The sequence below is a fragment of the Duganella sp. BJB1802 genome, from assembly GCF_013369445.1.
In the GTDB taxonomy this organism is placed as follows: Bacteria; Pseudomonadota; Gammaproteobacteria; order Burkholderiales; family Burkholderiaceae_D; genus Rugamonas; species Rugamonas vulcania_A.
The window spans coordinates 217,798-242,506 of sequence record NZ_JABWEF010000002.1 but is presented as its reverse complement, the minus strand read 5'-3'; the positions used below and the strand labels follow the sequence as shown (position 1 = coordinate 242,506).

The window sequence follows — 24,709 nt, the reverse complement described above, 5'->3', positions numbered from 1 at the left end:
CTTGTCCTTAGATCGCTTGCATCAGCGATTGCATCATCTGGCTCTCGGTCTGGATGACCTTGGAGTTCGCCTGGTAGTTGCGCTGCGAGGTCATCAGGCCGACCAGTTCGGACGTGATGTCCACGTTCGACTGTTCCAGCGAGCTGGTGTTGAGCGTGCCGGTGGTGCCGACGCCGGCGTAGTTGACCAGCGGCGTGCCCGAGCCGAGCGACTGCACCCAGCTGGTGTCGTCGACCTGGGTCAGCGCGCCCTCGTCGGGGAAGGTGGCCAGCGTCAGCTTGCCGACCGCCTGCTTCTGGCCGTTGCTGTACTTGGCGATCACCGAGCCGTCCTTGGCCAGGTCGACGCCGGCGAAGGTGCCGGAGGCGTAGCCGTTGGCGGCGTTGGTCGAGGTGGTGGCCTCGCCGGCGAAGTAGGTGGTGCCGGTGTAGTCGACCTTGAAATCGCTGGTCAGCTTGGCGCCGCTGGTGAAGCCCGGCCACAGTGCCGCGTCGCTGGTGTCGATCCCGCTCAGGTCGCCCATGTCGAAGACGCCCTTGACGGCCGGGTCGGTCGGATCCGGCACCGTCATCTGGCCCGAGGTCAGGTTGAATTCCAGCGTGGTGGTCTTGCCGATGGAATTGCCGTCGACGATGTAGTTGACGTCCACCTTGCCCTGCGCGGAGGCGCCGAAGTACTGGGTCAGCGTGTGCTGGCCGCCCAGCGTGTCGTAGATGATGCTGGTCTTCGACATGCTGAAGGTCGACGGGTCGGGCGGCGTGGTCGGCGTCACGGTGGCCGGGAAGGTGGTCACCTTCCAGTCGGCCGACAGGTTGCCGACGTAGTTGAGCTTGTCGCTGATGACGGCCGGGATCTGGCCGGTCGGGATCGTGATGTCGCCCTGGGCGCCCGGCGTGGTGCTCGGCGGCGTGATGGTGGCGCCCTGCACGCGGCGGCCGCTGGCGTCGGTCAGGAAGCCGTCCTTGGACGTGTCGAAGATGCCGACCCGGGTGTAGTTGATGGTGTTGCTGCTGTCCTTGACCATGAAGAAGCCGGCGCCGTTGATCGAGGCGTCCAGCGAGCGGCCGGTGTTGAGGATGCCGCCGGACAGGCCGATGTTCTGGGTCTTGGAGCCGATGTTGACGCCGGTCGGCTGGTCGCCCGCGACCAGCGACGAGAAGTTGGCGCGCGACGACTTGTAGCCGTAGGTGCCGGCGTTGGCGATGTTGTGGCTGGTAACGTCCAGCGCTTCGTTGATGGCCTGGATGCCAGACAATGCGATACCGAAACTCATGATGGATACCTTCCTTAGAGACTAGATTGGGTGGCAGAAGCGGTGGATTTACCGTTGAAAGCGGTGATGGCGGTCGGCGCGACCTCGCCGATGTTGCCGATGTTCAGGACGACGCTGCCGGCCGAGGACAGGCGCACGCTGTTCAGGCGGCCCTGCAGGTCGACCGGCGGGTTTTCCTTGGTGCTGGTTTCCACCGTCATGGTGTAGGTGCCGGCGGGCAGGCCCAGCGCGGTCGGGTCGATGGTGAACGGCACGGTGCCGGCCGCCGCCACGCCCAGGTTGACGTTGTGCTTGGCGCCGTCGATGCCGGTCAGCACCACGCGGGTGCTCGAGCTGGTCGCCGACAGCGTGGTCTGGGCGTGCACCTTGGTGCTGCCGTCGGTCGTCAGCGTGCCGGTCTCGGCCATGACGTCGGAGCCGACCTGGGCGCCGAGCGCCAGCACCTGCATGCTCTGCAGCACGCTGGCGTTGGCGCTGGTCAGGCTCGACAGGTTCTGCAGCGACTCGGTCTGCGACAGCTGGGTCAGCTGCTGGACGAACTGGGCCGGGTCGCTGGGCGACAGCGGGTCCTGGTTCTTGATCTGCGCCACCAGCAGCTTGGTGAACATGTCCGAGGTCGCGCTGGCGCTGTTGCCGGTGATGCTGCCGCCGGTGGCCGGCGCGTTGGCGCTGGCGCCGTTGTTGAGGAGACTGACTGTCATGGCTTAACCTTCACCGAGTTTGAGGAGGGATTGTTGCATCGTGCGGATACGGCCGAGTACTTCGACATTGGTCTCGAAGGCGCGCGAGGCCGACATCATGTCGGTCATCTCGGCCACCTGGTTGACGTTGGGGTAGAACACCATGCCGTCGGCGTTGGCCATCGGATGGCCCGGCTCGTAGACCTTGCGCAGCGGCTCGGCCGACTCGACCACGTCCAGCACCTGGACCTTGCCGCCGGTGTTGCCCATGTCGCCGATGCTGTCGGTCATGACGGCGGCGAACACCGGCTTGCGGGCGCGGTAGGTGTCGGCCTCGGTGCCGGCCACGGAATCGGCGTTGGCCAGGTTGCTGGCGATGGTATTGAGGCGCACCGACTGCGCGGCCATGGCCGAACCGGCGATTTCGGAGATATTCTTGAACGACATTTGGCGCTCCTTATTGGCCGTTGATGGCCTTGGCCAGGCCCTTGAGGCTCATGTTGACGAAGGTCAGGCTGGTCTGGAAGTCCGAGGCGTTCTGCGAGAACGCCGCCTGCTCGACGCCGATCTCGACGGTGTTGCCGTCGCGGGTCGGGTGGAAGGGCACGCGGTACATCATGGCGGCGTCGTCGTCGCCGCCGATGTCGCCGGTGGCCTCGGCCTGGGTGTTGGCCAGCGTGGCGGCGAAGTCCATGTCGCGCGCCTGGAAGCCGGGCGTGTTCTCGTTGGCGATGTTGGAGGCCAGGATGCGGGTGCGCTCGGCCCGCAGGTGCAGCGCGTCGGCATGCAGGCCCACCGCGTCTTTGAAATTAATCGCCATGTTCATCCCCTGTGTAAGCATTGCTGTAAAACGATGTTGCATGAGTGAAAACCGCCGGCGCCGGGGTAGAATGGCGCCCGGGCGCATCATGCGCCCGAGACGTTACGGCTCCCGGCATCATAGTAGAGGTATTGCCCATGTTCAACAAAAGTATTGTAACCGCTTTGCGTGCAATGTTGCTGTTTTGCACTTCATTTTCCGCGGCTTTTTCCGCGACCGGTCCGACCGGCGCCGAACAGGTGCCGCTGGCGGTGGAGGCGGCGGCGCGCGCCCATGTGCAGCGCTGGGCCGACAGCAGCGGGCTGGTGGAGCCGAAATTCGAGCTGACCGTGGTGCGCGGCAGCAGGCCGCTGGCCGCATGCAGCCAAGCTGTGACGGTCGAGGCGCTCGACACGCGGCTGCCCAGCCGCATGCGTTTCGCCGCCGTCTGCGCCGGCGCCGACGGCTGGCGGTACGAGTTCGTGGTGCGCGCGCAGGTCTCGGCGCGCATTGCGATCATGGCGAGCGATGTGCCATCAGGAAAAATTCTGACAGATGAAGATGTGTTGCTGGAGCGCCACGACATCTCCGGTTTGGCCGACAGCGTGTCCGATCCGCAGGACGTGGTGGGGCTGGCCGGCCGGCGCGCGCTGCGCAGCGGCGAGGTGTTGCGGATGGCCTTGCTGAGCGCGCCGACCCTGGTCAAGCGCGGCGACGCGGTACGCATCGTGGCCAGGCGCGAGCAGATCGAGGTCAGCATGGCGGGCGAGGCGCTCGACAACGGCGCGCGCGGCACCATGGTGCGGGTGCGCAACGCCAACGGTACCGTGATCCGCGCCAGGGTGACGGGCGCGGCGACGGTGGAGCCTGTCGATATGCCCGTGTCCACTAGTTCCCCGACGCAGTGAGCTTGCCGCCGGCGCGTTGCAGCTGCGCCGCCAGCTTGCTGAGTTTGTCCGCGTAGTTCGGATCGGTGGCGTAGCCGCCTTGCGCCAGCCCGTGCGCGAAGGCGCGGGCGTCGCTGCCGGTGTTGAGCGCGCCCTGGTAGCGCGGGTTGCCGGTCAACAGCTCGGCGTAGTCGCGGAAGGCGCTGGCGGTGTCGGGATAGCTGCGGAAGCGCTCGACCTTTTTCAGCATGGCGCCGTGTTCGAATTCGGTGGTGGCGGCCGCCGCGCCCTGCCAGCGCCGCCGGCGCGATGCCGAACAAGGTTGTTGCTGTCGGCGCCGCCCTGGCGCAGCGGATTGCGGCCCCAGCCCGATTCCAGCGCCGCGTGGGCGGCGGTAGGCAGACGCCCAGCTTGCCGGCGGTCTCCTCGGCCCAGGGCTTGATCGCGGCCAGGAATTGCTGCTGGGTGTCGGTGTCGGCGCCGCCGTCGATCGCGCCGGCGCCCTGGTGGCGCAGGGCCATCGCCTGCAGGTTCATGGCCGGGGTGGCGCCGTTGGCGGCCGGGGCGGGGGAGCTGAAGCCGCCGCCCTGCGCGATGAAGGCGCCGACGTCGTGCTGCACTTGCGCGAAGGTGGAGGCGAACGCCCCCGCCGACGCCATGCCGCCCAGCGCCGCGGTGGGGCGGCTGGGCGTCATGTTCGATACGGTGGCAGCCGTGGGTGCGGTCGATGGCATCCGGTCAAGCTGGTGCATAGATCTGCTCCTCGCCATGCAGCACGCGCTGCATGATGCTGTACTGTTCTACCAGCAAGTCGCTATTGCGCTTGCCCAAACGCTTGCATTCGATAACCATCTGTTCCAGCGTGTTCCAGTCGTTCGCCATTCTCTCCCGTGCCGAATTTTTCAGCAAGGCAAAAGCCTGCAACATGGTGCCGGCCGGGCCCAGTAGGCGTTGTACCAGCGCAACGCGCTGCGTGCGGCGCGCCTGCATCACGTCCACCAGCGCGGAAATGGCCTCGGCCACGGCGGTCAGTTGCGGGCCCTGGTGGCGCACGGCGGCGTCGAATTGCTGGTCCAGCAGGCCGCGCAGCTCGGCGTAGGCCAGCAGGTCGTCGGCGACGCCGGCCAGCAGCTGGCGCATGGCGTCCTGGCGCGAGGTCGGGCTGGACTGCAAGCTTGCCGCGTCGCTCACTTCTCGCTCCCGTGGAAGCGCTGGATCAGGCCGGCCAGCTTGGCCGGGTCGAACGGCAGCTCGCCCTTGGCCAGCGCGTCGCGCAGCATGTCGACCTTTTCCTGGTCGATTTCCGGCATCTCGCGCATCGCCTGCAGCGCCGGCTGCATCACCGCCGACTGCAGCGGCGCCTGCGCGGCCGGCGGCGCGAGCGCCTCGGCGGCTTCGGCCGGGGCCGCCTCCGCCACGCGCTGGACGGCGACGCCGTCCGGACTTCCTGTGGAGATTCTCATACGTGTGCCTCGGGTTGGCTTGGTTTCCATACGTCGTATTATTTGTTGCGGCGCGGGTCGCGCAGCGGGCTGGCGCCGCCGAGCTTGCTGCGCAGTTTTTCCAGCAGGGTGGCGTCGGGCAGTGCCGTGTCGACATCCTCGGTCAGCGCGCTGCTGCCCTCCGGCATGCCGAACATGGTGGCGATCGACTTGGCCTGCGCCGTGGTCAAAATCAGCAATTCGATGCGGCGGTTGACGCCGGCGTCGGCGCGCTTGGTGTCGAGCGGCGCGCGGTCGGCCATGCCCACCACCTGCAGCACCGATTCCGGGTTCATGGTGCCGGCCAGCAGCTGCGAGCGGGCCGACATGGCGCGGTTGGCCGACAGCGTCCAGTTGGAGAAGGCCGCGTAGCTGCGGTCGGCGTACTGCAGCGAGTCGGTGTGGCCGACGATCAGCATCTGGTTCTCCATCTGCCGGAACAGCGGGCCCATCTTGCGCAGCAGCGCGCGGAACTTGTCGGTCGGCACGGCCGAGCCGCGCATGAACATGCCCTGGTGGTCGGTGTCGTGCAGCATCACGCGCAAGCCGTAGGGCGTGATCACCGACTCCAGGTTGCTGGTCAGGCCGGCCTCGGCGCTCATCTTGGTCAGCGCCTTCGACAGCGCCGCCAGGTCGCTCGGGCTGTCGTACTTGATCTTGGGCGTCTCGACCACCGGCTCGGCCTCGCCGGTGACCTTGGTGTGGGCCTCGCCCTTGGCCTTGAAGTCGCCCGGCTCCTCGGTGCTGCCGGTGTGCGGCATCGGGAAGCGGTCGATCAGGCTGCCGCGCGGGCCGCCCACCTGCTCGGGCATGACGCCCTTGCCCTGGTCGGTCTTGGCGCCGTCGGCCTCGGTCAGGATCTGCTCGAGCGACTCGAAGTTGCGGGCCGCCATCAGCCACAGCACCAGGAACAAGCACATCAGCGCCAGGCAGAAGTCCGCGAAGGCTACCTTCCAGGCGCCGCCGTGGTCGTCGTGCTTGTGCTTGCCACCGCCGCGCTTGACGATGGTTTGCTCATGGCCCTTGTCATGCGACTTTAGCACCGCGGCCTCCTCTGCGCGAGCTGTCCTCGGCCGGCGCGCTGTCGCGGCCTTCCAGGTCGTTGATCCAGCGTTCCAGCTGGGCGAAGCTCGGCTTGATGTTCAGCTGCACCAGGCGGCGGCCGGCGTCGATCGCCAGCAGCGGCGGCTTGCCGGCCACGTGCGTCACCAGCACCACCTTGACGGTTTCCTTGTTCGACGCCTCCTGGTTGACCAGCTGCTTCATCATGCTGGAGATCGGATCGAGGATGCCGTAGCAGAAGAAGATGCCGATGAAGGTGCCGACCATGGCGGCGCCGACGTGCTCGGCGATCTCGCCCGAGGTCGCGCCCTCGCTGACGGTGTTCATGGTGATCACGATGCCCAGCACGGCGGCCAGAATACCGAAGCCCGGCATCGCCTCGCCGATCTTGGCCAGCGACTTGGCCGGTTGTTCCAGCTCGGTGTGGATGGCCTCCAGCTCCTGCTCCAGCACGCCTTCGAGCTCGTGCGCGTTGATCTTGCCCATGGCCATCAGGCGGAAGTTGTCGACGATGAAGGCCAGCAGCTTGGGCTCCTCCAGCACGCGCGGATAGCGCTGGAACAGCGGGCTGTCCTTGGGCGCCTCGACGTGGGCGTCGAGCGCCTTCAGGCCGCCGGCGGCCAGCTGCAGCAGCTCGTACATCAGCAGCAGCAACTGGCGCTGGAATTCGGAGTCGTATTTTTTGCGGAACACGATCTTCTTGATCTGGGTGACCGCCTCCTTCAGCACGTGGCTGGGGTTGCCGATCACCAGCGCGCCGAAGCCGGCGCCGGCAATCACGATCAGCTCGATCGGCTGCCAGATCTGATGGAAGGCGCCGCCCATCATGAAGAAGCCGCCGAAGACGCTGCCTAAAACTATGAGTATGCCGACTATTTGCTGCATGATGATTCGCCTTTCCGCGTCATTTTTCTAATCTTGCCTTGCGCCCGCTCTGGATCAGGCGCTTTGCAATACTGCCTTCATCTTGCCCAGCGCCGCCTTGTTGAGCTGACAGACGCGGGCGTCGGTCAGGTCCAGCACGGCGGCGATTTCTTTGTAGCTGAGCTCGAATTCGTAATACATCTGGACCACCCGCTGCTCGCGCTCGTCGAGGCCGCGCAGCGCCTGCTCCAGGCTGCGCCGCACCATCAGCTGGTCCTCGGGGCTGGGCGCGCTGTCGTTGCTGACGCTGTCCTGCAGCACTTCGTCGAAGCTGGCGATCAGCTCGGCGTTCTCGTCCATCTGGTAGGCCTGGTAGGCCTCGGGCGTGAGCTTCAGGCCGCTCATGATCTCCTGCTCGCTCGGCTCGTGGCCCAGCGTGCGGGTCAGCGCGCGCACGGCGTCGCGCAGCTTGTGGCTTTGCTGGCGCACCGCGCGCGGGCGCCAGTCCTGGCGGCGCAGCTCGTCGAGGATGGCGCCGCGCACCCGCAGGCTGGCGTAGCTGCCGAAGGCGCCGTCCGGCTCGCCGTAGCGGCGCAGCGCCTCCAGCAAGCCCATCAGGCCGATCTGTTCCATGTCGTCGCGGTCGATGGCGCCGGCGATCTGCGAATTGAGCTGGCGCACGATGCGCTTGACCAGCGGCGCGTAGGCCAGCAGGTGTTTTTGCTCGTCGGCCACGCTGTGCGCGACCGGCGCGACGCCGGGCTCGCCATAACTTTCGGCGTAAGCGTCCGCGAATTGCTCTACATAGGCCATGCCCGCTCCAGTGGTCGCTTCACTCGTTTTCATGCTGGCCGCAAGCTACTCAATGATCAGCTTGCCGATCATGACTTCGTTGAAAGGCTTTTCCCGGCCTTCGTGCTCGTAGGTGGCGTCGAAGGCCTTGTTCAGCTCGGCCGCGAACTGGTCGATGGTCATCACCTGCGCGGTGGCCATCGGCAGGTTGGACAGCGTGCGTACTGCCACGCTGCGCAGCAGCGGCAACTGTTCCTTGGCTTCCTTTTCCTTCTTCTCGGTGGTGGTGATCACCAGGTCGGCCGACATGTAGTGCGACAGCGTGTCGCCGGGCTGGCGCTTGAGCATGATGACCACCTTGTCCACCGTCAGGTATTTGGGCGCCGACTTGTCTTCCTTTTTCTCTTCCTTCTTGACCGGCTTCTTGGCGCCCTTGCCGTCGGCCTCGGCCACCGTCTCGTCCTTGCCCTTCGACATATACCAGACTGCGCCGCCGGCCACCGCCGCGCCCACCACCGCGACCAGCGCCAGCGTTATGATCATTTTCATGTTCTTCATCTACTGATTACTCCCGCTCGGACGTCATGGCAAAGGTGGTGGTGTCGTCGTCGGCCAGGGCGCGGCCCGGCGCGCGGCCCTGGTCCTGCTCGCGCTGCTGGCCGTTGCGCCCGCCGCTGTCGGCCTGGGCCTGGGCGCGCGAGGACGAGACCGTGACCGAGACGTCGGCGTACTGGCGGGTCGACAGATCCTGGCGCACGCTGTCGCCGATGGTGTTCAGCTGGCGCAGCACCTCGCTGTGGTTGGCGCTCAGGTTCACCTGCAGCGAACCGGCGCTGTGGCGGATCGAAATTTCGATGCTGCCCATATTGGGCGGTTCCAGCCGGATCACGGCGTGGTCGTTGTTGCGTTGCAGCTGCACCTGCAGGCGGTCGCCCAGCGCCTCGCGCAGCGGCTGCACCACTGGTCCGGCGCGCCGGCCAGCGAGCCACAGTGGCAGGCGCTGGCGCGGCAGTCGCGCTGGCTGAGCCGACGCTGTTGCCGACTTCCGGGCGGGCGCGGGCGCGCTGGCGCGGCCCAGGCTGTCGTCCTTGGCGGCCGCCGCCGTGACGGCAGCGGTGGTGCGTGGCGTTGTAATCGGTGTCAGCGGCGGACGCGTGCGGCCGCGCCGGCTCCCGCAGCAGCGCCGGCGTGAAGGCGGCGCTCAGCAGCGGCGCGGCGGCGGGTGCCGGAAGCTGGCGGCGGACGCGGCCGGGGCAGGGCCGGCGTTGACGGCCGGCGCATCCGCCCTGGTTCTGCTGGGCCTGCGCGCCGAAGCAGCGCTGTTGGCCATGGCGTAGATGTTTTGCGGCGACGACCTGCGCGGCGGCGACCAGCGCCAGGGCGGCGACAGGCGCGTCGCCGGCGGCCGGGGCGGGCGTCAGCGGCAGCGGCGCGGCGGTGACCGCCACGCTGGCCGCGGACAGGTTCAGCCGGGTGGCGGCGTTGTTGAGCGTCGAGGTGGCGCCGACGTACGGCCTCGGTGCGCGCCGGCGCCGGCGCGCGCTGGCGGCCACCGCCGGCGCAGGCGCCGGCATGGCGCTGTTCAGCAGCGCCGACCATGGCGAGGGCACCAGCGCGTCGGTGGCGGCGGTGGCGCCGGCATCGGTGGCGTCGCGTCGCTGCTTACTGCCGGGCTGTCGGCGGTGGCGAGCAACGCCCGCTGGCGTCGAGCGCCAGCGGATCGGTCAGCTGCGGCAGCTGGGCGAACAGCGGCGTGCGGTCCTGCGTCTCGTCGGCGGGGTCGGCGGCGTCGCGGGCCGGATGGCTGACCGGGTCGTTCTGGCCGGCCGGGCACGGCGCCCCGTGGGCCGGGGGCCGGCCTGGCGCTGGCCTGCTGGTTCTTGCCGTTGCCGGTCAGCGGCGGCGACAGCCCCCCGGTCGACCGTGGTGCCGCCTTCATGGGCGGCCTGGCGCGTCGGCATGCTGTCGAGCCCGCCATGGTTGGCGGCCACCGGAGCGGTCAGTTCGGCTTTCGCGGCTTTGGCCGCGGCGGTGGCGTTCGAGAGTGTCATGCTCATGCTTGGATTCCGGTTTCTAACTGTTCGCTGTCCAGCGCGTACGCCAGCCAGCCTTCTTTGTTGGCCTGCATGTCGTGCAAGCGCCGCCCGAGGTCCTCGGTGGCGGCGTTGCATGCTTGTACCGCTTGTTCGTGCAGCCCGCGCAGCGCCGCCAGGGCGGCCCGTTCGCTGCTGCTCCACTGGCCCTGCGCCGCCATCTGCGGCAGCGCGGTGGCCATTAACGTGTTAATCGCCGCCAGCGTCTTCCAGTCCTGGGACGCGATGGCGGCGCTCATCTTCTGCGCCAGCTGCAGCAAGGTGCGTTGCCTATCCATTTTTGGCCTGTACACCCAGCCAGCCCTTTTTGATGGTGGTCAGCAACGTCGTCACTTCGTCGATGATGGTCGGGTCCAGGCTGACGCCGGCCGTGTACAGGCGGCCGGCGCAGTAGTCGTACAGGCGGCCGAGGTTTTCCACCACCTCGCCGCCGTTGTCGAAGTCCAGCGAACTGGACAGACCGTTGATGATGTCGGTGCACTTGTTCAGGCTGTTGGCCTTGAGCTCGTAGCGCTTGCCGACGATGTGGCCGCGCGCGCGCGCCAGCTCTTCGAGCAAGCCGTCGGTCAGCACCAGCACCAGTTCGATCGGCGACGCCCGTGCCACCTGGGCGTCCAGATTGGTGGAGTGATAACTGCTGTAAGCTTCGTGGTTCAACATGGTGTTCACCGTACTGGTTGTGGTTCGTTAACTTAGTTGCTGCTGTTGGGTGAGAACATCGCCGTGAACATGTTCGACGTGCTGGTCATCGACGACTGCAGCTGCTGCAGCGCGCTGAACTGCGCCAGATAGCGCTTGTAGGAATTGTCGAACTGGGTCTGCAGCGCGATCTGGCGCTTGGCGACGTCGTCCTGCACCTTGGTGGCGGCGGTCTTGCGGCTGCCGATCAGGCCGGTCGCGGAATTGGTCCAGGTCGTCACCAGCTTGTTCATCTTGCCCAGCACGCCGGCATCGGCCGCCAGGCCGGCGCGGCCGAACAGCGTGTCGATCTTGCCCGGATCGGCCGCCACGGTTTTCTGCAGGCGGGCGGTGTCCAGCGACAGGCTGCCGTCGCGCGCGGCGGTGATGCCAAAGCTGATCAGCGACTTGCCGCCGGTGACGGCGCGCAGCGCCGAGCCCAGCGCGGCCTGCAGCGCGGTCACGCCGGAATCGCCGTGCAGCGCGGCGTCGGACGAGCGCGGCGAGCTGTCGGTGGGCGAGGTCGGCGTGTGGTCGCCCGCCGCGGTGACGGTCTTGAACACGCCCAGCAGCTTGTTGTAGGCGTCGACGAAGGCCTGCACGTTGGCGGCGGTGGTGGTGTTGTCGGGACCGACGGTCAGCTGCACCGGCGTGGCGCCCGGCGTCTGCGCCTGCTTGACGGTGAACTTGACGTTGTCGATGGTGCTGAAGGTGTTGGAGGCCTGGGTCACCTTGGTGCCGGTGTTCTGGTCGCCCATCCAGACGATGGCGTCCTTCGCGGCCGACTCGACCTTCTGGGTCGACAGGTCCGACTGCAGGCCGGCGTCGGCCAGGCCGGACACGTCGATCGAGGACACCGCGTTGTTGGCGCCGGTCTGGGTCGAGGTCATCACCAGCTTGGTCTGGCCGTTGATCGTCATGGTCGAGGCGGTGACGCGGGAATTGTTGGTGGCGGCCACGTTGATCGCGGCGGCGATTTCCTTGGCCGACAGCTTGCCGTCCATATTGCTGTCGGCGTTGGCCAGGTCGACCTGGAAGTTGGAGCCGTCGGCCAGCATCACCTTCAGCGAGCCGGCGTTGGTGGCGGCGCTGTCGTTGACGTTGTACGACACCTGGCCGGCGGTGGCCAGCTGCTCGACGTAGAACGAGTACGTGCCGGCCACGGCGTTGGCGCTGGCGGTGCCGGTGGCGATCGCGGTGTTGCTGCTGGCGGCGGCCGCCGCGCTGACGCTGGCCGTGCCGGTCACCAGCGACTGGATCGAGGACTGGAACGCGCTCAGCGCGCTGCCCAGCGTGGTGAGGGCGGAGACGGTGGCGGTCGCCTGGGCGTTGCGGGCGTCCAGATTGGCCTTGGTCGGCGCCACATAGGCGTTGGCCAGGTTGGTCGCCGTGGTTTGCGGGTCGTAGGTTGGACTGCTGATGACTGCCATGATCGTGCTCCCGGTAAGGATGATTGAAGTGTACCCTGATATAAGGCGACCTTAATCGTTTCCCTATGAAAATATTCCTAACTATTTTTTTTCGCCACAGCGCTATTTTTGGCCGCGTATCCAGAGTTGCGTTGCCAGTTCGTCATGTTGCTTGCGTTCCTGGACATTTTGCTGGGCCAGCACCACTTTTTGCTGCTTGCTGAGCACCTTGCCCAGCACCTCGCGCTTGGCCCAGGCCGCGTTGAGCGCCTGCTGCGACACCGCCATGTCGGCCTCGTGCATGTGCAGGTCGAGCCGGTGGCTGTCGGCCATCTGCATCACGGCCTGCTTGTAGTCGCCGCAGTTGCCGGCCAGCGCGGGATGCAGGTTGCCGCTGGGGCCGCTGTTGGTGTACAAGCCGGTCAGGCGTTCCAGGTTTTTCTGATAACGTTCGCGCAGGCTTTCCTTCTCCGCCAGCTCGGTCTGCAGGCGCTCCACCTCGGTGTTGCGCAGGGCGACGAGGGTGGTCAGGTTGCGGATGTTGTGTTGGCTCATGTCATCAGCTTTTCAAGTTGGTGGATGCACGGCGCGAACGGCGCCTCTTCCTTGGTGCCCTGGCACAGGAAATCCTCGACCTTGGGGTGCAGTTGCACCGCCTTGTCGGTGACCGGGTCGGCGCCCGGCACGTAGGCGCCCAGCGGGATCAGGTCGCGCACGCGGTCGTGGCGCGCCATGCTGGCCTTGAGCGCGCGCGCCGCCAGCATGTGTTCGTGGGTGATGACCTGGGTCATGCAGCGGCTGATCGAGGCGGCGATGTCGATCGCCGGGTAGTGGCCGCGCTCGGCCAGCTCGCGGGTCAGCACGATGTGGCCGTCCAGCACGGCGCGGGCGGTGTCGACCACCGGATCCTGCTGGTCGTCGCCCTCGGCCAGCACGGTGTAGATCGCGCTCATGCTGCCGTTCTGGTTTTCGCCGTTGCCGGCCGATTCGATCAGTTGCGGCAGCGCCGAGAACACCGACGGCGGATAGCCCTTGGTGGCCGGCGGCTCGCCCAGCGCCAGCGCCACCTCGCGCAGCGCCATCGCGTAGCGGGTCAGCGAATCGACCAGCAGCAGCACGTTCTTGCCCTGGTCGCGGTAGTGGGCCGCGATCGAGTGGCACAGTTCGGTGGCCATGATGCGCATCAGCGGGCTCTCGTCGGCCGGCGCGATCACCAGCACGGCCTTGGACAGGCCTTCCTTGCCGAGCGACATTTCAACGAATTCGCGCACCTCGCGCGAGCGCTCGCCGATCAGGCCGACCACGACCACGTCGGCCACGGTCTGCCGCGTCATCAGGCCCAGCAGCACGGACTTGCCGACGCCGGAGCCGGCCATCAGGCCCACGCGCTGGCCCTTGCCCAGGGTCAGCATGGCGTTGATGGCGCGCACGCCAACGTCGAGCGCCTCGGTGACCGGTTTTTTCTTCAGCGGATGGATGCGCGGCGGCAGCGGTTCGAGCGGGAAGTCGCCGGACAGCTTGCCCAGGCCGTCGATGGGCTCGCCCAGGCCGTTGACCATGCGGCCCAGCCAGCCGGAGCCGATCTGCAGGTTCACTTTTTCGGGGGAGGGCAGCACGCGCGCGCCGGTGGTCAGGCCGATGGCCTTCTTGAACGGCATCAGGAACGACAGCTTGTCGCGGAAACCCACCACTTGCGCGTCCAGCCACTCGCCGCCGACTGTCTCAATCTGGCAACGCTGGCCGGTGTGCAAGGGACAACCCACGGCCTCGAGCAACAAACCGGACGCCCCCACCAGGCGACCGGTCGGGGTCGCCATGGGCACGGAACCCAGTTCGAGATTGCGTAAGGCGTCAGCGATCACTCTTCGCTCTCCGGTTCATCGCCGCCGTCGGCAGCTTGAAGTTGATTATCGACCTGTTCCATGACAGCCGCAAGACGTTGATGACATCCGGCATCGACTTCATTGTCGCCGGCCTTGATGCGGCATTCGCCGGCGTCGAGGCGGGCGTCCGGGATCAGGTTCCAGCGCTTGGAACGTTTCGGGTCCAGCTCGGCGATGCGCTTGAGCTCTTCCGGATTGAGGAACACGTCGATCTCCTCGCGGGTGGGCGGCATCGACGCCAGCGTTTCCTCGACCAGGGCCATCAGCTGCACCGGCTGCAGCGCCAGCTCGGCGCGGATCACCTGGCGCGCCACCTTGGCCACCAGATCGACCACTTCCTTGCGCTGGGCGGCGCGGTAGTCGGAGCGCAGCTTTTTGAGGCTTTTCAGCATGGCGTCGACCGGGCGCGCCATCTGGTCGTAGGCCACCAGAGTTTCGTGGCGGCCTTCCTCGCCTTGCTCCTGGCCGGACGCGCGGCCGGCCTCGAAGCCGTCCTCCTGGCCGCAGGCAGGCCGATCTCGTAGCCGTCGCGCTGGCCCTGTTCGAAGCCCTCGCTGACCGAGGCGGCCCACTGGGCGCCGCCGTCGCCGCTCTGGCTGTGGCTCTGCGCCACCGCGCGCTGGTGCGCGAGGTTGGTGAACTGGGCCAGCGGCGGGAAGCGGTAGGCGCGGAACTGCTTCATTCGATCACCTGTTCGGCGAACAGCTGGATCTCGATCTCGCCGACGTCGGCCAGCGCCTTGACGGTGGCCATGATTTCCTGGCGGGTTTGCTCGATGCGCGACAGCGGCATCGGGCCGGCGCGCCGCATCATGTCCTCGAAGGCCTGGGCCTGGCGTTTCGGCATGGTCTTGAGGATGGCGTCGCGGATCGACACTTCGGCGCCCTTGAGCGCGATCGCCCACTGCTCCAGCGGCACTTCCTCGATGATGCGGGTGATCGCCACCTCGGACTGGTTGCCGAGGATGAAGAAGTCGTACATCGACAGCTCGATCTTGGACACCACGTCCGGGTCGTGCGCGCGCAGCAGCTCGACCATCTGCGCGCGGTTGCTCGGCAGGCGGTTGAGGATCTCGGCGGCCTGGCGGATGCCTTCCACGCTGGTGCTCTGCGAATCGAACGAGGACAGGCAGCGCATCACCAGCTCGTCGAGTTCGAGCAGCAGGTCGCGGTCGACTTCCTCCATGCGGGCCAGGTTCAGCAGCACCAGGTCGCGGCCGTCGGCCGGCAGCGCGTCGATGATCTGGCCGGCCAGCGCCGGCGGCAGGAAGGCCAGGAACACCGCCTGCATCTGCACGTGCTCGTTGGAGATGTACTCGGCCAGCCATTTCGGCGAGGCCCACTGCAGGCGCGCCATCTTGGGCCGCAGCTCGTCGCCGTAGATGTTGTTGAGCACGGTGTTGGCGAGGTCGCCGCCCAGCGCCAGGTCCAGCGAGCGCTTCAGGTAGCTGCGCGAGGCGCCGTGCACGCCGGACTGCTGGCGGTAGTCGTCGAAGAAGGTCTGCATCGCGGTCTTGACGGACTCGACCTTGATGCCGCTCATGCGCGACATGACCTGGGTCACCTCCAGCAATTCCTCGCGCGTCAGGCAGCGCAGCACGGCCGCGGCCGGCTCCTCGCCTATGCTCAGCAGCACGATGGCCGCCTGTTCCACCGGCGACAGCTGGGCGTTGTGGACTGCGTTGCCGTAGTCCTCGTCGTTCTGCGGGTTATTGAGTTCGGCCATTTTTCTGCATCCATTGTTTGACGACTTCGGCGACACGTTCCGGTTCTTTGGCGGCCAGTACTTTCAGGTGGTCGACCATGACGTCGACGGCCGAGCCTGGCGGCGGCAGATCGTAGTTTTCCAGCAGCGGCACCACCGGCATGCCCGGCTGGATCGCGGCGCCCGGCAGGGCGGGGGCGGCGCCCGGCGTGCCCGGCGCGCCTTGGCCGGCCAGGGCCGGCGCGGCTGCGGCGGCGGCCTCCTTGGCCTCCTTGGCGGCCGCCACGGCGGCCTGCTCGGCGGCGCGGCGCTCGGCGGCGATGCGCGCCAGTTCCTGCGGCGCCGGGGTGAAGCGCACCGTGGCCAGGCGCATCAGCGGACGCAGCAGCAGGAAGTAGCCGAGGATGATGCCGACCCCGTACATCACGTAGGAGCTGATGTCGACCACGGTGTCGCGTTCCTGCCACCATGGGGTGACGGCGGCCTTGGGCGGGAAGTTCATGGCCGACACCACCAGCTGGTCGCCGCGCTCGGTGTTGATGCCCAGGCCGTTGCGCAGGATCTTGTCGATGTTGGCGATCTCGTTGGCGCTCCAGCCGGTCTTGGGCGTGGGCGAGGCGGCCTGCGCCAGCACCACGGCCACGCTCAGCTTCTCCAGGCGGCCACGGCTGCGCTTGGTCTGGGTGATGCTGCGGTCGTAGGCGTACTGGCGGGTGGTGGCGTTCTTGCGCGCGGTGCCGTCGGCCGGATTGTTGGGATCGTTGGCGGCGGCCGGCTTGGCGGCGTCGGCCGGGTTGGCGTTGGCCGGCGGCGGCCGGTTCGACAGCGTGCCCGGCACGCCCTGCGCCACGCGGTTGCGGTCCATCTCCTCGCGCATGGCCTCGCTGGTGACCTTGGGATCGGCGCCGTATTTCTCCACCGTTTCCTCGACCTTGTCGTTGTCGACCATGGCCATCACGCTCATGCGGAAGTTGTCGTCGCCGATGACCGGGCCCAGCAGGTTGCGCACGTTGGCCTTGACCTCGTCCTGGATGCGCTTGCCGTTCTCGTTGCTGGCGGCGCCGGCGTCGAAGCCGTCGGCCAGGTCGACGTGCGAGGACAGCAGGTTGCCGGCCTGGTCGACCACGCTCACGCGCTGCGGGCTCAGGCTGGCGACGCTGCCGGCCACCATGTTCACCACGGCGGCGATCGCCTCGGGCGCCATGGTGTGGCCCGGTTTCAAGGCCAGCACCACCGAGGCCGACGATTTCTCGCCGTCGGAGGACACGAAGGAGGTCGACTTGGCGATCGACAGGTGCACGCGCGCGTGGGCGATCGCGTCCAGCGTCATGATCGATTGCGCCAGCTCGCCTTCCAGGCCGCGGCGGAAGCGCACGTCCTGCACGAATTGGGACACGCCCAGCGGGTCGTTCTTGTCCATCAGCTCCAGGCCGGCCGGCAGCTGCGCGGTCACGCCCTTGGCGGCCAGCAGCATGCGTACCTTGCCCAGCATCGAGTTGGGCACCAGCACCTGGCCGCTGTCGGGATGCAGGCGGTAGGGGATGTGGTCGGCGTCGAGCACCGTCATCATGTCGGCGGCGGCGACCTTCTCGTGCGCGCCGAACACCGGCTTATAGCCCGCCTGGACGTTCCACAGGTACATCAGCACCATGGCGGTCACGCCGATCGCCAGCAACAGCAGCGGGTACAGGTTTTTCAGCAGGTTGGGCGGCAGGGACAGCGCGACGGGGCTGGCGCGCCAGCGCTCGAAGGCGGACTTGATGGGGTTGATCACGTTGATGGCTTTCGCGAAGACTTACAGCGGTAATTTGATGAGCTCGTCCACGGCGCCCATCACTTTGTTGCGCACTTGCATCAACATCGAGAAGGACAGGCTGGCTTCCTGGCTGGACAGCATGGCGCCGACCAGGTCGTCGCTCTTGCCGGCATCGACGTCGGACATCTGCTGGGCCGCGTTGGCGTCGGCGTCGTTGACTTTGTGGACCGCGTCCTTCATCGACTGGGCGAAGGAGAAGGCGGGCTGGGCGTCGCCGGCGCCGAACTGCGCGGCCGGGGCCACGGTCTGGGTGGCCAGGTTTTGCGCCGCGTTGGTGAGCGACGCGAGGTCGGCTTGTATCAGGTTAGAGATTCCGTTACTCATCTTGCTATCTCCCGTTTATGCGACGTTAGTCCCATCCATCTACCATATCCAGATTGCCAGAAAGCAGCAAGTCCCGCGTTGTTTATCTGTCGGTAGCTGTTCTCAATCAAACGACATAACGATATGTATGTCACAGTCTTGTAAGAAAGGCAGTGTAGGAATGCCGGCCTGGAGTGTGACCAGGTCGCCGCGTTGGGGCCGATGTCACAATTGCCGACTCATAGGGGGAAAATGGGGCGCCAGACGGCTGGTAGCCCGTGCGGACTGTTTTCCTACGGCAAATATCGTTATAAATCATTCACTAAGCGCCATTTATTCAAGTGTGTTGCACAGCAGCGTCAAACGACTGGAGCGGGTTAAGCTTACTGGCTGGCAATACTCTTGTAAAGGCTTATTTGCCACACGGAATTACGGTCAAATATTGTTGGATGGAAATAATGTGAATTTTGATGTATCCTGTGCTACCGACATCGCATGACTTTAAGTTACGATAGGTAATATTCCCCAAATAGTGCGCTGGAAGTAACCAGTTTTTAGCTGGATAGTGCGATGATGGTGATGTAGCGAAGAATTTCCGACATGGCGAAAACATGACAACGACAAAACAGACAGCGCCACCCCTCGTGCTGGATCCCTGCCTGCTGGGGCGGCCTGTGCACCTGCTGCACATCTTCGCCGCCCAATTGCGCGACGACCTGTCCCAGTCGATGCGGCTGAACATGAACCGCCGCTACTGGGGCGGCTTCCAGGTCGAGGACGTCGCTTTCAGCCGGCTCGAGGGCGACGAGATCCGCAGCCGCTGGCTCAGCTTTGCCGCGCCGGCCGGCCACATCGCCTTCTCGCTGGAGCGCAAGGTGCTGCTGAGCGTGCTGAACTACCGCTACGGCAGCGGCAAGGCCGACGCCGCCGCGCTGGACGAGAACGCGGTGCGGGTGACCGCCACCGAGGAGCGCTTGGCGGTGGTGCTGGGGCAACAGTTGGCCGGCACGCTGGCCGGCCGCATCGAACTGAACCTGCCGGTGCCGGACAAGGCCCCCGCCGCCGAAGGCGAGCCGGAAGCGGCCGACAGCGAATTCAAGCCGGCCCCCGGCTCGCATCCGCCCAAGGGCAGCTGGATCATCACCGTCACCCTGGCCGACATCGCCAGCGGCGCCACCGGCAAGTACTGGTTCGCGCTGGACAAGACGCTGATGACCAGCGTGCTGCGCGGCCTGCTGCGCGACCGCGACGCCGGCAAAAAGCCCAAGGCGGTCGCGCCGCTGGCCCAGCGCCTGCAGGTGGGCCTGGTCGGCCGCCTGGCCAGCAAGGAGGTGCCGTTGGGCAGCCTCTACGATTTACAGGTCGGCGACGTGATCCCGATCAGCCTGAACAGAGCGGATGTGCTGCTGGAGGATTCCCGCATCTTCACCGCCGCCGTGACCGAACACAAAGGCAAACTCTGTTTAACCTCTTTTGAAGACGCCGAATAACATGATGAACATGAACGTAGCCAACCCTAGCGACGCCCTGCTGGAAGACCTGTCCGAAGAGATGATCATCGATCAGGTCGGCACCGAGCTGACCGACGTGCCGGCCACGCCGGTGCGGCGCGACCTGCCGGCCATGATGCGCAAGATCCCCGTGACGCTGACGCTGGAGGTGGGCTCGGCCCGCATCTCGCTGCAGGACCTGATGGCGATCGGCCCGGACAGCGTGGTCGAACTCGACGTGCTGGCCGGCGAGCCGCTGGTGATCAAGGTCAACGGCACCGCCATCGGCCGCGCCGAGGTGGTGGTGGCGGGCGAGAACTACGGCCTCAAAGTCATCGACCTGGACGGCCTCAATCTCGACATGATGACTCCATGACCTGGAGCATGACGCCGCGCCGCCTGGCCGGCCTGGCTGGCCTGGCCGGCCTGGCCCTGTGCGCCGCCGGGCCCGCCCACGCGGTCGACCTGCTGGCCAACGTGGTGCCCGGCGCGAAAACCGAGCTGACGGTCAAGACCCAGATCCTGATCATCATGACCTTGCTGGGCTTGCTCCCGGTGATGGTGATGATGATGACCAGCTTCACCCGCTTCGTCATCGTGCTGTCGCTGCTGCGCCAGGCGCTGGGGCTGCAGCAGGGCCTGCCCAACCGCATCATCACCGGCGTGGCGCTGATCCTGACCCTGCTGGTGATGCGCCCGATCGGCGACCAGATCTGGAAGGACGCCTTCGTGCCCTACGACCAGGACAAGATCGGCCTGGAGACCGCGCTGCAGATCGCCGAGAAGCCGGTGGCGCGCTTCATGCTCGCCCAGACCAGCAAGGCCGCGCTGCAGCAGATCGCCCACCTGGCCGGCGAGGACAAGATCACCGAGCCGTCGCAGCACGCCTTCACCGTCAAGCTGGCGGCGTTCGTGCTGTCCGAGCTCAAGACCGCGTTCCAGATCGGCTGCATGCTGTTCATTCCCTTCCTGGTGATCGACCTGGTGGTGTCGTCGGTGCTGATGGCGATGGGCATGATGATGCTGTCGCCGCTGGTGATTTCATTGCCGTTCAAGCTGCTGCTGTTTGTGCTGGTGGACGGCTGGACCCTGACCGTCAACACGCTCGTGACCAGCGTGCAGGCGTACTGACAAGATAGGCGGCCACGATGCTCACTCCCGAAGTTGCCGTCGACCTGGTGGTCGAATCGCTGCACATCGTCATGCTGCTGGTGGTGATCCTGGTCGTGCCCGGCCTGATCACCGGCCTGGTGGTGGCGCTGGTGCAGGCCGCCACGCAGATCAACGAGCAGACGCTGAGCTTTTTGCCCAGGCTGCTGGTGACGCTGCTGGCCATCATCCTGATGGGGCGCTGGATGGCCGGCTACCTGATGGATTTCTGCGTCTCCATCTTCACCCGCGCGGCCACGCTGGTCGGTTAGCTTCCCCGCCGTCATGGAACCGATACTGAGCCAGCTGCTGCCCCTGCTCACCGCCTTGTGGTGGCCGTTCTGCCGCATCCTGGCGATGTTCATCGGCGCCCCGGTGCTGGGCGAGGCGGTCACGCCGGTCACGGTGCGCATCCTGATCGCGCTGGTGCTGGCCATCCTGATGCTGCCGCTGACCACCGGCGCCGGCGCCGCCACCATCGATCCCTTCTCCATGGGCGGCATCGCCGCCAGCGCCGAGCAGGCCTTGATCGGCTTCGTGCTGGGCCTGGCCTTCCACTTCGCCATGTCGGTGATCAGCGTGCTGGGCTTCATGGTGTCGTCGCAGATGGGCTTTTCGATGGCGGTGATGAACGACCCGGTCAACGGCCAGTCGTCGGACGTGGTGTCGGCGCTGCTGTCGGTGCTGTCGATCATCGTGTTCTTCGCCATCGACGGCCACCTGGTGATCGCCAACGTCATTGGCCAGAGCTTCAAGGCCTGGCCGCTGGGCCACGGCTACCAGCCGCTGCTGCTCAACGCGATCGCCTACAACGTCGCCTGGATTTTTTCCGCCGCCATGCTGCTGGCCATCCCGGTGGTGTTTTCCACGCTGGTGGTGCAGCTGGGCTTCGGCCTGCTCAACCGCGTGGCGCCGGCGCTCAACCTGTTCGCGCTGGGCTTCTCGGTGATCACCATCTTCGGCCTGATGATGCTGGCCCAGGTGGTGCGCTTCATTCCCGATCACTATGTGCGGATGACCAATATGGTGCTGGAGCTGATCCGCCAGCAGATGCAGGCGGCGGTCCATGGCTGAGCAGGACAGCGCCGACAAGACAGAGAAGGCTTCACAACAGAAGCTCAAGAAATCGCGCCAGGAAGGGCAGGTGGTGCGCTCGCGCGACCTGTCGACCGCGATCGGCATCCTGGTCAGCCTCAAGCTGTTCGTCTACCTGCTGCCCGACTACCTGGCCGAGTTCCTGGAGATCTTCCACCAGAGCTACGCGCCGCTGGGCGCCACCGGTTCGATCGACAACGCCATGTCCACCGTGTTCAGCTCGTCGATGTGGTTGCTGATCAAGATGGTGCTGCCGCTGTTCGTGGTGCCGTTCTTCATCGTGCTGGGCGCGATGGTGCCGGGCGGCTGGGTGATCACCACCAAGCACTGGGAACCCAAGATGGAACGGTTGAGCCCGGCCGCCAACCTGGGCCGCCTGTTCAGCGCCAAGCACGGCACGGAATTCCTGATCTCGCTGGCCAAGGCCGGCGTGCTGATCGCCGTGCTGATCCACGTGGCCCGCTCGACCGTGCAGAACTACACGCAGTTGCAGCACATGCCGATGGGCCAGGCCATGATGTCCGGCTCGAATTTGATGCTGGACGGCTTGATGTCGCTGATCGCGGTGTTTATCATCTTCGCTTTGATCGACGTGCCGGCGCAGGCGTATTTCTTCGCCAAGAACCAGCGCATGTCCAAGCAGGACCAGAAGGAGGAACACAAGTCGACCGAGGGCAGGCCCGAGGTCAAGAGCCGCATCCGCCAGCTGCAGCGGGCGATGGCGCGGCGCAGCGCGCGCAAGACCGTGCCGACCGCCGACGTGGTGATCGTCAACCCGGAGCACTACGCGGTGGCGCTCAAGTACGACCAGGGCCGTGCCGAAGCACCGTATGTGGTGGCCAAGGGCATCGACGAGATGGCCTTGTACATCCGCCAGCTGGCGGCCGAGTTCAAGATCGAGGTGATGCCGCTGGCACCGCTGGCGCGCGCCATCTACAACACCAGCCAGGTCAACCAGCAGATCCCGGTCCAGCTGTACCAGGCGGTGTCGCAGGTGCTGAACTATGTATTGCAATTGCAGGCATTCCGTACCGGACGGCGCAGCGCCGAGCCGGTGTATCCGAAAGAAGTCGATGTCCCAACATCCATGAGTGAGGCAAGCAAGTCATGAATTTTTTGAACAGGCTGGTCGCAGAAGCGCGTCGCCACAAGTTCGCCACGCCGGCATTCCTGCTGGTGATCCTGGCGATGATCATCCTGCCGTTGCCGCCGATATTGCTGGACGTGATGTTCACGTTCAATATCGTGCTGGCGCTGATCGTGATCCTGGTGTCGGTGTCGGCCCGCCGGCCGCTGGACTTCTCGGTGTTCCCGACCGTGATCCTGGCCACCACCATGATGCGCTTGACGCTGAACGTGGCCTCGACCCGCGTGGTGCTGCTGCACGGCCATGAGGGCACGGCCGCGGCCGGCCAGGTGATCGAGGCCTTCGGCAAGGTCGTCATCGGCGGCAATTATGTCGTTGGTATCGTCGTGTTCGTGATCCTGATGATCATCAACTTCATGGTGGTGACCAAGGGCGCCGAGCGGATCTCCGAGGTGTCCGCCCGCTTCACGCTGGACGCCTTGCCCGGCAAGCAGATGGCGATCGACGCCGACCTCAACGCCGGCCTGATCAACCAGGAAAAAGCCCAGGCTCGCCGCCTCGACGTGGCGGCCGAGGCCGACTTCTACGGCGCCATGGACGGCGCCTCCAAGTTCGTGCGCGGCGACGCCGTCGCCAGCATCCTGATCCTGATCATCAACATGGTCGGCGGCGTGGCCATCGGCGCGCTGATGCAGGACATGTCCTTCGGCGACGCCTTCCGGCAGTACGCGCTGCTGACCATCGGTGACGGCCTGGTGGCGCAGATCCCGGCGCTGCTGCTGTCGGCCGCGGCCGCGATCCTGGTGACCCGCATCTCCGACTCCGGCGACTTCGAGCAGCAGGTCGGCGGCCAGTTGCTGGCCTCGCCGCAGGTGATGCTGAGCGCCTCGGGCATGCTGCTGATCCTGGCCATGGTGCCGGGCATGCCGTGGCCGATGTTCGTCCCGTTCGCGCTGGTGCTGGCCTATGTCGGCTGGCGGCTGATGCAGCGGGTCAAGGCGCCCGACACCAGCAACCTCGACGCCATCGAGGCGGCGCTGCGCGACGACCGCGCGCCCGAGCTCGACTGGCACAGCCTGCCGGCCGTGCAGCAGCTGCAGGTGGCGCTGGGCTACAAGCTGGTCAGCCTGATCGACAAGGCCCATGGCGAGCCGCTGACCAAGCGCGTCAAGGGCGTGCGCCAGAGCCTGTCCGAAGCGATGGGCCTGCTGCTGCCGCCGATCGTCGTGCGCGACGACCTCGGCCTGAAGCCGTCGCAGTATTCGGTGATGTTGTCGGGCAGCGTGGTGGCCCAGGCCGAGGTGTTCGCCGACCGCCTGATGGCGATCCCGTCGCCCAACGTCTACGGCCAGATCGACGGCATCCCCGGCATCGAGCCGGCCTACGGCATGCCGGTGACCTGGATCGAGACCAGCGAGAAGGCCAACGCGCTGGGCCTGGGCTACCAGGTGGTGGAGGCGCCGAGCGCGATCGCCACCCACCTGTCCAAGCTGATCCGCGAATACCTGCCCGAGCTGTTCCGCCACGAGGACGTGCCGGCGCTGATGGACCGCTTGTCGGCGCTGTCGCCCAAGCTGGCCGCCTCGCTGGACAAGGCGCTGACGCACACGCAGATGCTGCGCGTGTTCCGCGTGCTGCTGGCGGAGAACGTGTCGCTCAAGGACATCGTGCCGATCGCCACCACGCTGGTCGACAGCTCCGAGACCACCAAGGACCCGATCCTGCTGGCGGCCGAGGTGCGCTGCGCGCTGCGGCGCCAGATCGTCACCGGCCTGTTCGGGCAGAGGACCGAGATGCAGGCCTTCAACCTGGGCGGCGACCTGGAGAACATGCTGCTCGGTTCGCTGAACCAGGCGCGCCAGAGCGGCAAGGTGGTGCTGGACAATTACCCGATCGACCCGCACCTGCTGGCGCAGCTGCAGGTCAACATGCCGGTGGCGCGCGAGCAGATGAAGCAGCAGGCCACGCCGCCGCTGCTGCTGGTGCTGCCGCAGATCCGTCCGCTGCTGGCGCGCTACGCGCGGCTGTTCGCGCCCGGCCTGCACGTGCTGTCCTACAACGAGATCCCGGAAAACCGCGAGGTCAGCATCATCGGCACGGTCGGCTGATCCCGGCCGCGCCCGGCACGATGCCGCCCCGTCCACGGACCGGGCGGCATTTTTTA

General features: G+C 66.5%; 29 protein-coding genes and 1 pseudogene. 9 read left to right on the top strand and 21 right to left on the bottom strand.

Features of this window, described 5'->3' with window-relative positions; translation table 11 throughout:
* Positions 1-7: 7 nt before the first annotated feature.
* From HUX88_RS04245 to flgB, 4 genes are read right to left on the bottom strand one after another with little or no spacing between them, the layout of a single operon-like run.
* Positions 8-1,273, bottom strand: a complete 1,266-nt coding sequence (locus HUX88_RS04245) for a flagellar hook protein FlgE (RefSeq protein WP_176360938.1) — start codon at positions 1,271-1,273, stop codon at positions 8-10.
* 14 nt (positions 1,274-1,287) lie between these two features.
* Positions 1,288-1,974, bottom strand: coding sequence for a flagellar hook capping FlgD N-terminal domain-containing protein (locus tag HUX88_RS04240; protein WP_117011426.1), 687 nt, complete (start codon positions 1,972-1,974; stop codon positions 1,288-1,290).
* A gap of 3 nt (positions 1,975-1,977) precedes the next feature.
* Positions 1,978-2,400, bottom strand: coding sequence for a flagellar basal body rod protein FlgC (flgC, locus tag HUX88_RS04235; protein WP_117011425.1), 423 nt, complete (start codon positions 2,398-2,400; stop codon positions 1,978-1,980).
* A gap of 10 nt (positions 2,401-2,410) precedes the next feature.
* The gene (gene flgB / locus HUX88_RS04230) at positions 2,411-2,773 is read right to left on the bottom strand and encodes a flagellar basal body rod protein FlgB (protein WP_161091811.1); all 363 of its coding nucleotides are present in this window, start codon (positions 2,771-2,773) and stop codon (positions 2,411-2,413) included.
* A gap of 173 nt (positions 2,774-2,946) precedes the next feature.
* Between flgB and flgA the strand changes: the two genes are divergently transcribed.
* Positions 2,947-3,660, top strand: a complete 714-nt coding sequence (gene flgA, locus HUX88_RS04225) for a flagellar basal body P-ring formation chaperone FlgA (protein WP_229219192.1) — start codon at positions 2,947-2,949, stop codon at positions 3,658-3,660.
* Here flgA and HUX88_RS33075 read toward each other — a convergent pair.
* The 8 genes from HUX88_RS33075 to HUX88_RS04185 all read right to left on the bottom strand — a co-directional run bounded on the left by HUX88_RS33075 (position 3,641) and on the right by HUX88_RS04185 (position 8,796).
* A complete protein-coding gene (locus tag HUX88_RS33075) occupies positions 3,641-3,889 on the bottom strand; it encodes a glucosaminidase domain-containing protein (protein ID WP_308937112.1) in 249 nt (82 codons plus the stop codon). The two genes, flgA and HUX88_RS33075, sit on opposite strands and share 20 nt — an antisense overlap.
* A 488-nt stretch (positions 3,890-4,377) precedes the next feature.
* Positions 4,378-4,830, bottom strand: coding sequence for a flagellar export chaperone FlgN (flgN, locus tag HUX88_RS04215; protein WP_373886751.1), 453 nt, complete (start codon positions 4,828-4,830; stop codon positions 4,378-4,380).
* Positions 4,827-5,102, bottom strand: a complete 276-nt coding sequence (gene flgM / locus HUX88_RS04210; RefSeq protein ID WP_176360936.1) for a flagellar biosynthesis anti-sigma factor FlgM — start codon at positions 5,100-5,102, stop codon at positions 4,827-4,829. The genes flgN and flgM overlap by 4 nt, the downstream gene beginning before the upstream one ends.
* A gap of 38 nt (positions 5,103-5,140) precedes the next feature.
* On the bottom strand, positions 5,141-6,163 hold the full coding sequence (locus HUX88_RS04205) for a flagellar motor protein MotB (RefSeq protein WP_117011421.1): 1,023 nt from the start codon (positions 6,161-6,163) through the stop codon (positions 5,141-5,143).
* Positions 6,147-7,067, bottom strand: a complete 921-nt coding sequence (gene motA, locus HUX88_RS04200; protein WP_117011420.1) for a flagellar motor stator protein MotA — start codon at positions 7,065-7,067, stop codon at positions 6,147-6,149. The genes HUX88_RS04205 and motA overlap by 17 nt, the downstream gene beginning before the upstream one ends.
* Before the next feature lie 54 nt (positions 7,068-7,121).
* Positions 7,122-7,859: a FliA/WhiG family RNA polymerase sigma factor gene (locus HUX88_RS04195; protein WP_117011419.1), complete on the bottom strand. Its 738-nt coding sequence runs from the start codon at positions 7,857-7,859 to the stop codon at positions 7,122-7,124.
* Positions 7,860-7,904: 45 nt separating this feature from the next.
* Positions 7,905-8,396 (bottom strand): flagellar basal body-associated FliL family protein, encoded by a 492-nt coding sequence (locus HUX88_RS04190; RefSeq protein WP_117011418.1) that lies wholly within the window; start codon positions 8,394-8,396, stop codon positions 7,905-7,907.
* 7 nt (positions 8,397-8,403) lie between these two features.
* Complete coding sequence (locus HUX88_RS04185) at positions 8,404-8,796, bottom strand: flagellar hook-length control protein FliK (RefSeq protein WP_176360935.1); 393 nt, start codon at positions 8,794-8,796, stop codon at positions 8,404-8,406.
* A 130-nt stretch (positions 8,797-8,926) separates the two neighbouring features.
* Between HUX88_RS04185 and HUX88_RS31795 the strand changes: the two genes are divergently transcribed.
* Positions 8,927-9,175: a hypothetical protein gene (locus tag HUX88_RS31795; protein ID WP_217916221.1), complete on the top strand. Its 249-nt coding sequence runs from the start codon at positions 8,927-8,929 to the stop codon at positions 9,173-9,175.
* 716 nt (positions 9,176-9,891) lie between these two features.
* Here the strand turns inward: HUX88_RS31795 and HUX88_RS04180 are convergent.
* From HUX88_RS04180 to HUX88_RS04140, 9 genes and pseudogenes are all read right to left on the bottom strand, one after another.
* Positions 9,892-10,209 (bottom strand): hypothetical protein, encoded by a 318-nt coding sequence (locus HUX88_RS04180; protein WP_117011416.1) that lies wholly within the window; start codon positions 10,207-10,209, stop codon positions 9,892-9,894.
* Positions 10,202-10,591: a flagellar export chaperone FliS gene (gene fliS / locus HUX88_RS04175; protein ID WP_117011509.1), complete on the bottom strand. Its 390-nt coding sequence runs from the start codon at positions 10,589-10,591 to the stop codon at positions 10,202-10,204. The genes HUX88_RS04180 and fliS overlap by 8 nt, the downstream gene beginning before the upstream one ends.
* A gap of 32 nt (positions 10,592-10,623) precedes the next feature.
* Positions 10,624-12,039, bottom strand: a complete 1,416-nt coding sequence (gene fliD / locus HUX88_RS04170; protein WP_176360934.1) for a flagellar filament capping protein FliD — start codon at positions 12,037-12,039, stop codon at positions 10,624-10,626.
* Between the two features lie 102 nt (positions 12,040-12,141).
* Positions 12,142-12,573: a flagellar export protein FliJ gene (fliJ, locus tag HUX88_RS04165; protein ID WP_117011414.1), complete on the bottom strand. Its 432-nt coding sequence runs from the start codon at positions 12,571-12,573 to the stop codon at positions 12,142-12,144.
* Complete coding sequence (gene fliI, locus HUX88_RS04160; protein WP_176360933.1) at positions 12,570-13,880, bottom strand: flagellar protein export ATPase FliI; 1,311 nt, start codon at positions 13,878-13,880, stop codon at positions 12,570-12,572. The genes fliJ and fliI overlap by 4 nt, the downstream gene beginning before the upstream one ends.
* Positions 13,877-14,583 (bottom strand): annotated as a pseudogene (gene fliH / locus HUX88_RS04155) (flagellar assembly protein FliH). The gene fliI and the pseudogene fliH overlap by 4 nt, the downstream one beginning before the upstream one ends.
* A complete protein-coding gene (locus HUX88_RS04150) occupies positions 14,580-15,626 on the bottom strand; it encodes a flagellar motor switch protein FliG (RefSeq protein ID WP_161087729.1) in 1,047 nt (348 codons plus the stop codon). The pseudogene fliH and the gene HUX88_RS04150 overlap by 4 nt, the downstream one beginning before the upstream one ends.
* On the bottom strand, positions 15,610-17,379 hold the full coding sequence (gene fliF, locus HUX88_RS04145; protein WP_117011410.1) for a flagellar basal-body MS-ring/collar protein FliF: 1,770 nt from the start codon (positions 17,377-17,379) through the stop codon (positions 15,610-15,612). The genes HUX88_RS04150 and fliF overlap by 17 nt, the downstream gene beginning before the upstream one ends.
* Positions 17,380-17,400: 21 nt before the next feature.
* On the bottom strand, positions 17,401-17,745 hold the full coding sequence (locus tag HUX88_RS04140; RefSeq protein ID WP_161093165.1) for a flagellar hook-basal body complex protein FliE: 345 nt from the start codon (positions 17,743-17,745) through the stop codon (positions 17,401-17,403).
* A 590-nt stretch (positions 17,746-18,335) separates the two neighbouring features.
* Between HUX88_RS04140 and HUX88_RS04135 the strand changes: the two genes are divergently transcribed.
* The 7 genes from HUX88_RS04135 to HUX88_RS04105 are packed head-to-tail and all read left to right on the top strand — an operon-like array spanning position 18,336 to position 24,653.
* On the top strand, positions 18,336-19,214 hold the full coding sequence (locus tag HUX88_RS04135) for a FliM/FliN family flagellar motor switch protein (protein WP_217916220.1): 879 nt from the start codon (positions 18,336-18,338) through the stop codon (positions 19,212-19,214).
* 4 nt (positions 19,215-19,218) lie between these two features.
* Positions 19,219-19,590 (top strand): FliM/FliN family flagellar motor switch protein, encoded by a 372-nt coding sequence (locus HUX88_RS04130; RefSeq protein WP_175001393.1) that lies wholly within the window; start codon positions 19,219-19,221, stop codon positions 19,588-19,590.
* Entirely contained in the window at positions 19,587-20,345 is a 759-nt protein-coding gene (fliP, locus tag HUX88_RS04125) for a flagellar type III secretion system pore protein FliP (RefSeq protein ID WP_117011407.1), read from the top strand. The genes HUX88_RS04130 and fliP overlap by 4 nt, the downstream gene beginning before the upstream one ends.
* A gap of 17 nt (positions 20,346-20,362) precedes the next feature.
* The gene (fliQ, locus tag HUX88_RS04120; protein WP_008449457.1) at positions 20,363-20,635 is read left to right on the top strand and encodes a flagellar biosynthesis protein FliQ; all 273 of its coding nucleotides are present in this window, start codon (positions 20,363-20,365) and stop codon (positions 20,633-20,635) included.
* 13 nt (positions 20,636-20,648) lie between these two features.
* Positions 20,649-21,437, top strand: coding sequence for a flagellar biosynthetic protein FliR (locus HUX88_RS04115; RefSeq protein WP_117011406.1), 789 nt, complete (start codon positions 20,649-20,651; stop codon positions 21,435-21,437).
* A complete protein-coding gene (locus HUX88_RS04110) occupies positions 21,430-22,569 on the top strand; it encodes a flagellar biosynthesis protein FlhB (RefSeq protein ID WP_117011405.1) in 1,140 nt (379 codons plus the stop codon). Before HUX88_RS04115 ends, HUX88_RS04110 begins: the two co-directional genes overlap by 8 nt.
* Positions 22,566-24,653 (top strand): flagellar biosynthesis protein FlhA, encoded by a 2,088-nt coding sequence (locus tag HUX88_RS04105; protein WP_117011404.1) that lies wholly within the window; start codon positions 22,566-22,568, stop codon positions 24,651-24,653. The genes HUX88_RS04110 and HUX88_RS04105 overlap by 4 nt, the downstream gene beginning before the upstream one ends.
* The last annotated feature ends 56 nt before the right edge of the window (positions 24,654-24,709 follow it).